Origin of the sequence: Campylobacter sp. BCW_4332 (assembly GCF_001763175.1) — a bacterium.
In the GTDB taxonomy this organism is placed as follows: Bacteria; Campylobacterota; Campylobacteria; order Campylobacterales; family Campylobacteraceae; genus Campylobacter_D; species Campylobacter_D jejuni.
On sequence record NZ_MJYF01000066.1, the window covers coordinates 88,349 to 94,348 of the forward strand.

The 6,000-nt window shown below is 29.8% G+C and carries 8 protein-coding genes and 1 pseudogene; 2 read left to right on the forward strand and 7 right to left on the reverse strand.

Annotated elements, in window-relative coordinates:
- Nucleotides 1-12: 12 nt before the first annotated feature.
- The 6 genes from flgM to AJN64_RS08595 all read right to left on the reverse strand — a co-directional run bounded on the left by flgM (nt 13) and on the right by AJN64_RS08595 (nt 3,848).
- Complete coding sequence (flgM, locus tag AJN64_RS08570; protein ID WP_070292881.1) at nt 13-210, reverse strand: flagellar biosynthesis anti-sigma factor FlgM; 198 nt, start codon at nt 208-210, stop codon at nt 13-15.
- A 62-nt stretch (nt 211-272) separates the two neighbouring features.
- A complete protein-coding gene (locus AJN64_RS08575) occupies nt 273-614 on the reverse strand; it encodes a hypothetical protein (protein ID WP_002869194.1) in 342 nt (113 codons plus the stop codon).
- A complete protein-coding gene (locus AJN64_RS08580; protein ID WP_002870893.1) occupies nt 614-1,660 on the reverse strand; it encodes a flagellar basal body P-ring protein FlgI in 1,047 nt (348 codons plus the stop codon). The genes AJN64_RS08575 and AJN64_RS08580 overlap by 1 nt, the downstream gene beginning before the upstream one ends.
- A 58-nt stretch (nt 1,661-1,718) precedes the next feature.
- Nucleotides 1,719-2,402, reverse strand: coding sequence for a 16S rRNA (guanine(966)-N(2))-methyltransferase RsmD (rsmD, locus tag AJN64_RS08585; RefSeq protein WP_053872343.1), 684 nt, complete (start codon nt 2,400-2,402; stop codon nt 1,719-1,721).
- Entirely contained in the window at nt 2,395-2,778 is a 384-nt protein-coding gene (locus AJN64_RS08590; protein ID WP_053872329.1) for a hypothetical protein, read from the reverse strand. Before AJN64_RS08590 ends, rsmD begins: the two co-directional genes overlap by 8 nt.
- The gene (locus AJN64_RS08595; RefSeq protein ID WP_053872328.1) at nt 2,775-3,848 is read right to left on the reverse strand and encodes a DUF5644 domain-containing protein; all 1,074 of its coding nucleotides are present in this window, start codon (nt 3,846-3,848) and stop codon (nt 2,775-2,777) included. Before AJN64_RS08595 ends, AJN64_RS08590 begins: the two co-directional genes overlap by 4 nt.
- An 86-nt stretch (nt 3,849-3,934) precedes the next feature.
- On the opposite strand from AJN64_RS08595, the gene AJN64_RS08600 reads away from it, so the two are divergent.
- Together AJN64_RS08600 and truD are read left to right on the forward strand one after the other, a co-directional pair.
- Nucleotides 3,935-4,756 (forward strand): thiamine-phosphate kinase, encoded by an 822-nt coding sequence (locus AJN64_RS08600; RefSeq protein WP_070292882.1) that lies wholly within the window; start codon nt 3,935-3,937, stop codon nt 4,754-4,756.
- Nucleotides 4,725-5,843: a tRNA pseudouridine(13) synthase TruD gene (truD, locus tag AJN64_RS08605; RefSeq protein WP_053872326.1), complete on the forward strand. Its 1,119-nt coding sequence runs from the start codon at nt 4,725-4,727 to the stop codon at nt 5,841-5,843. The genes AJN64_RS08600 and truD overlap by 32 nt, the downstream gene beginning before the upstream one ends.
- Nucleotides 5,844-5,867: 24 nt before the next feature.
- Here truD and AJN64_RS09825 read toward each other — a convergent pair.
- Nucleotides 5,868-6,000: pseudogene (locus AJN64_RS09825) on the reverse strand (sugar transferase); the annotation flags it as partial.

Here is a 6,000-nt window from a genome sequence, read left to right on the forward strand (position 1 = left end):
GAGAATGAAAATTTAGATTAAAGAGTCAGCAATCGCAGAAGCCGTAGCTTTTGTATCGATTTTATAAGTACCGTTTTTAATCTGCTCTGCGATTTTACTCGCTTTATCATTTTCCATTTTTTGAGTATCGTTTGTTTTTGTTTCTTTATCTATTCTATTTGTATTTAATGTGGTATTTGCCACATAACTTTGTTGTATAGGATTGATCATTTCTGCCTCCTTGATCTTAGTTATAATCCTCTACAAACCATATCGACTCAAATTTAAAAAACTTAACCCCTTTCTTTTAAAAAATCGTATAATAATTTTGAAAAACCCATACCTCCACTTAAAGCTTTACTCATAGTATCGTTATACATGGAAGAGTATATTTCATCGCTGGCATCTTTTCCAAAGAGTGAATTTTGACTTTTTAAAGATACATCTAAAACTTGCTTTAAAAAAAATGCTTCAAAAGCATCTGTTTGTTCTTTTAAGGCTTCATCTTCTTTGGTTTTTGTGACTATATCATTATCATTTATTTTAATACTTGATTCTAAACTTCTTGCTTTGGCTGCACGATCAAGTAAAGCGCTATTCATACTATAAGTATTTAAAAAATTATCCACTTTCATTAGATGATCTCCAAATCCGCGTTAATTGCACCTGCGCGCTTTAAATTTTCCATAATAGCGATAATGTCATTTGGGGTTGCTCCAAGTTTGTTAAGCATTCTAGCTATATTTGCAACTGTGCTTTTTGCATTGTTGATTCTTAAGGTATTTGAACTTGGATCTACAAAACCACCATCTTTCATATCGATTTCATTTTGATTAGCTACTGAGTTATTGTTTGGATCTATTTTTATGGTGATATCTTTATGAGTGATTAAAACAGGTTCTACCTCTACATCAACTCCGGCAATCACTGTTCCTGTTCTTTCATCGATGATAACTTTGCTTTGTGGTTTATAGGCTATATCTTGTTCTAAAACTCTTGCCATAAAATCAACATTTGAAAGATCTTCAGGTTTTTTGAGTTTTACTGTGCGAGAGTCGATGGCTTTAGCCACTTCTTCGCCAAAAACGGTATTTAAAACTCTTTCTATATCATTTGCGGTTTTAAAATCTGCTACTTTTAAGCTTAAGGTTAGATCATTATTTTGGCTAAAATTTTGTGGAATTTCTCTTTCTACATTAGCTCCGCCCATTACGGTTGCAGCAGTTGAGTGAGAACCTGCTCCCCCTGGTCTAGGTGTTAAACCTCCTGTTGAGATAGAGCCTTGTGCTATAGCATAAATTTCACCATCAATCCCACGAAGTGCAGTCAGTAAAAGTGTTCCGCCTTGTAAAGATTTTGCATCACCCATAGATGAAACGGTAATATCAAGTTTATCTCCGCTTTTTGCAAAGGCTGGAAGTTTGGCTGTAACCATAACAGCTGCGGTATTTTTTGATTTGATATCGTTAGGATCTACTTTGATATTCATACCTTGCAAAAGGTTTGAGATGGATTGTAGTGTAAATTTAGAGCTTGTTCCATCGCCACTTCCATTAAGTCCTACAACAAGTCCATAACCTATGAGTTGGTTATCTCTTACACCTACAGTGTTTGCTACATCCTTGATTTGCACTGCAAAAATGCTTGTCATAAAGAGTAAAAATATCGTTAAAACTCTCATGGATTCTTCCTTTAATCTATTGTTGATGATAGATCAAGCAAGAAGTGTTCCAAGTAAGTTAAAAAGCGTAAAAGCTTAAGCTAGTTGATCCAAATTTCTTTTCTTTGACTTTTTGAAAATTTTGGATTTTTTCGGGAGTTTTTATGGTTGAGTGGTGTTCAAAAATGATTAAATTTAAAGTCTTTAAATCTAAATTTTCTAAAAAATGATAAATTTTTTCATAAATATTGCTAAAACCTTCTCTGATATCAAAAGGCGGGTCAAGATATAAGATGATTTCATTTTTTGAATTTTCTATGAGTTGGGGTAAAATTTCAAAAGTATTTGCGTGGATCACTTCTAAATTTGGATCTATATTTTTAGCATTTTCTAAAGCAATTTTATAAGCTTTTGCATCAAGTTCTATAGCATAAGCTTTTAAAGCATGATTACTTAGTGCTTCAGCCGCCATCAAAGCACTTCCGCCAAAGGCTTCAATGAAAATTTTATCTCTTAAATCTTCCCTTATTACATTAAAAACACAACTTTTTACTATACTTTTAGTACTTCTTGTTGTTGTAAGACTAGGTAAAAGTAGTTTTTTCCCTTTGTATTTACCACTTTCTATATTTGTATAAAGCTTTGTTTCTTTAGTTTTTTTTGTTTTTTCTTTAGGAGGTTTAATTTCTTGTTTTTGAAGAAATTTTTTTCTTTTTTCATTGTGATTAAAAAAGTCTTTAACGCTTATAAATTCGTCATTCATCATTAAGTGCTTTTATGAGTTTGTTTTTAAGATCTTTTATGGCAAGATCGATTTTATTTTCATAATCTTTTTTAAATTCCAAAGCAATAGCGTCAATTTTTTCTTCAAGCAGTCTTTTTTGTTCAAGCGCAAGTTGCAAAGCTGCTGCTTTTAAGGCATTATCAAATTCATTTAAAGACTCAAACAAGGCTTCCTTGCTAAATGGTACGCTTAAAAATGGAGAGTTTTTAGAGATGATAAATAAGGGTTTTGCGGTGTGAATTTTTTCATCGCTAATGATAAAATCACAATCTTTTTTCATTACCAAATGATCTTTTAAAAAAAGTTCTAAAGTTTTTTCTATGATGAGATCTTTACATTCTAAAGAGATTTTCATATCAAACTAACCTTTAAAGTGTGATTTTTTAATGATGGAGCTTGTATGCCTTGGATAAGGGCTAAAAACTCAAAACGACTTAAAATATAAAAGTCTTCAAAATCTCTTTTGCTTGTTTGCATAAGTTTTTTAGCACAAGTATCAAAAAGATAAAAATCCTTTTCTTCTTTTACTACCATAAAATCAGCCCCGCTATCATAAGCGTCCAAAACAATATCTGCAGCCATTTTATAGCTTAGCGTAGGATTTAAATTCAGCAAAGTAAAGCCATTATTTTTTGTACTGTTTTCATAGGAAATAAATTTAGCCTCAAGTTTGGATTTTAAAGTATTGCAAGCATTAAAACCATAAAAAGCTATATTGAAATCTTTAAAATTATGTTTAATTTCTTTAAGTTCTTTGATCTCATTATCAAAAGCATTGGTTTTAGGTAAATCAAAGTGTAAAATATTTTTATCAAAAAGCCCTAAATTTAAAATTTCATTTTGTAGATTTTTAATCGTTGTTTCTAAAATTTCATTTTTGCTTTCAAAGTGATAAAAAATACCCTTTTCTTTATCTGCTAGAGTTTTTAAAATTTCTATCTTTTTTTTAGGATATTTTTCTATCATTTTTGAAGCCAAATAAAACACTCCATCGCCCATATATTCAGGAAGATAGTCTAAAATTTCACTTGCATAATATAAATAATCATATTTTGCATAAAGCTTTTTATCCTCTTCATCGCCAAATTTTTCAAGATATTTGTATTTGTCTAAAAAATCATTTTTATCAATGATAAGATCTTTAATAGCTCTTTTTGTACTTAAAGGCTCGATGCAAAGATTAAAATCAAATTCTTTTGCTATTTTTTCTAAAGGTGTAAAAAGTGGTATAATTTGCTTATTTACAACTATGTAAGTATCTTCATCTTTATCAAAATCAAAATAAATATCATCATCTTGAACTTGCAAAAGCAGATCATAAAAACTTGCAAAATTTTCATAATTATCATAAATATAAGGTTTATAATAAGCCTCGTAATCCTTGGTTTTATCAAATCTAAAAATTCTTAATTCTAATTTTTTCATGGTTTTTCCTTAAATATTTCTATATTATATAAAATTTTTCTAAAATTCACTAGAATTTAAAAGGAAATTTTATAAAATCACGCACTATGAACAAAGAAGATTTTATTATCAAAGCTTTTTTAAATGAAAAAAATGGCGATGATGGAGCTATTATTGATGATTGGTGTTTTAGTAAGGATTTGTTTTTTGAAAATGTGCATTTTAAAAGAGAGTGGCTTAGCTTAGAGCAAATCGCTACAAAAGCAATGCTTGTTAATATCTCAGATGCTATTGTGATGAATGCTGTACCAAAATACGCACTTTTAGGACTTGCTTTACCAAAAAATTTAAGCGAAAATGAGATCAAAGCCTTGCAAAAAGGTTTTTTAAAAACAGCTAGGAAATTTAATATAAAAATCATAGGCGGCGATACTATAAGTAATGATAAAATAGACATTAGTCTTACTATCATTTCAAAGATTAACGATAAAGCCGTTTTTAGAAAAGGTTTAAAAAAGGGACATTTGCTTGCTTATACAGGAAAATTAGGGCAAAGTTTAAAAGGGCTTGAAATTTTACAAAATGGGGGTACTTTAAAACCAAATCATGTATTTATAAAGCCAAAATTAAGAGCTAGTTTTTTTTATGAAATCGCACCTTTAATTTCTTGTGCTATGGATATTTCAGATGGTTTAAGCAAGGATTTATCAAGACTTTTAGCCTTAAATAAATGCGGTATTTCTTGGTTTAAAAAACTTGATGATTATACGCTTTATAGCGGAGAAGAATATGAAATTTTGTTTGCTTTTGATGAAAAAGAACGGCAAAATATAGAAACAATAGCCAAAAAACACGGCGTGAAATTAAATATCTTTGGAAAAGCAGTGAAAGGAAAATATGAATTTAGCGGAAGAGAACACCATTTTTAAGCCTTTGTATAGTTTAAAACACAGTCCTATTAATGCGTATTTTAGTAAAAATAGCGATGATTTTGTAGTGCGTGAAAGGCCTTTGTATGAATTTAGAGGTAAGGGTGAGCATCTTATTTTGCATATCAATAAAAAAGATTTAACCACAAATGAAGCTTTAAAAATTTTAAGTGAAGCAAGTGGGGTTAAAATAAGAGATTTTGGTTATGCAGGGCTTAAAGACAAGCAAGGATCAACCTTTCAATACCTTTCTATGCCTAAAAAATTTGAGAGTTTTTTGTCAAATTTTTCTCATCCTAAACTTAAAATTTTAGAAACTTTTATCCATGAAAACAAGCTAAGAATAGGGCATTTAAAAGGAAATTCTTTTTTTATACGCTTAAAAAAAGTTTTACCAAGCGATGCTTTAAAACTAGAACAAGCTTTGATGAATTTGGATAAGCAAGGTTTTACGAATTATTTTGGTTATCAGCGTTTTGGAAAATTTGGGGATAATTATAAAGAAGGGCTTGAAATTTTGCGTGGCAAAAAAATGAAAAATGTAAAAATGAAAGAGTTTTTAATTTCAGCTTTTCAAAGTGAGCTTTTTAATCGCTATTTGAGTAAAAGAGTGGAGTTATCACATTTTGCAAATGATTTTAGCGAAAAAGAATTGATCCAAATTTATAAAATTTCTAAAGAAGAAGCTAAGGAACTTAAAAAACAAGAACAATTTTTTAAGCTTTTAAAAGGTGAGGTTTTAGGGCATTATCCTTTTGGAAAGTGTTTTTTATGCGAGGATTTAAGTGCTGAGCTTGGGCGTTTTAAGGCAAGAGATATAAGCGCCATGGGGCTTTTAATCGGTGCTAAGGCTTATGAAACAGGAGAAGGTTTGGCCTTAAATTTAGAAAATGAAATTTTTAAAGATACTTTGGAGTTTAAGGCTAAAATGCAAGGTTCAAGACGCTTTATGTGGGGATATTTAGAAGAGTTAAAATGGCGTTATGATGAAGAAAAAGCTCATTTTTGTATAGAGTTTTTTTTGCAAAAAGGTTCTTATGCCACTGTGGTTTTAGAAGAAATTTTGCATAAAAATTTGTTTGAATGAGTGTAAATATATTTAATATATATTTTATTTTTTCCTCTTATACTCTCTCTTCAACCTAGACACATCTTTAAAATAAAATTTGATATACCCACCCCCATACCAATTTTTATTAGCTTTAATAAAAGCTTCACCTAGTTTATAAGTAAAACATTCTTTT

Bases quoted from the DNA above. Each gene is read 5' to 3' on its own strand.
- flgM (WP_070292881.1), bottom strand. From the start codon at position 210: ATGATCAATCCTATACAACAAAGTTATGTGGCAAATACCACATTAAAT.
- AJN64_RS08575 (WP_002869194.1), bottom strand. From the start codon at position 614: ATGAAAGTGGATAATTTTTTAAATACTTATAGTATGAATAGCGCTTTA.
- AJN64_RS08580 (WP_002870893.1), bottom strand. From the start codon at position 1,660: ATGAGAGTTTTAACGATATTTTTACTCTTTATGACAAGCATTTTTGCA.
- rsmD (WP_053872343.1), bottom strand. From the start codon at position 2,402: ATGAATGACGAATTTATAAGCGTTAAAGACTTTTTTAATCACAATGAA.
- AJN64_RS08590 (WP_053872329.1), bottom strand. From the start codon at position 2,778: ATGAAAATCTCTTTAGAATGTAAAGATCTCATCATAGAAAAAACTTTA.
- AJN64_RS08595 (WP_053872328.1), bottom strand. From the start codon at position 3,848: ATGAAAAAATTAGAATTAAGAATTTTTAGATTTGATAAAACCAAGGAT.
- AJN64_RS08600 (WP_070292882.1), top strand. From the start codon at position 3,935: ATGAACAAAGAAGATTTTATTATCAAAGCTTTTTTAAATGAAAAAAAT.
- truD (WP_053872326.1), top strand. From the start codon at position 4,725: ATGAATTTAGCGGAAGAGAACACCATTTTTAAGCCTTTGTATAGTTTA.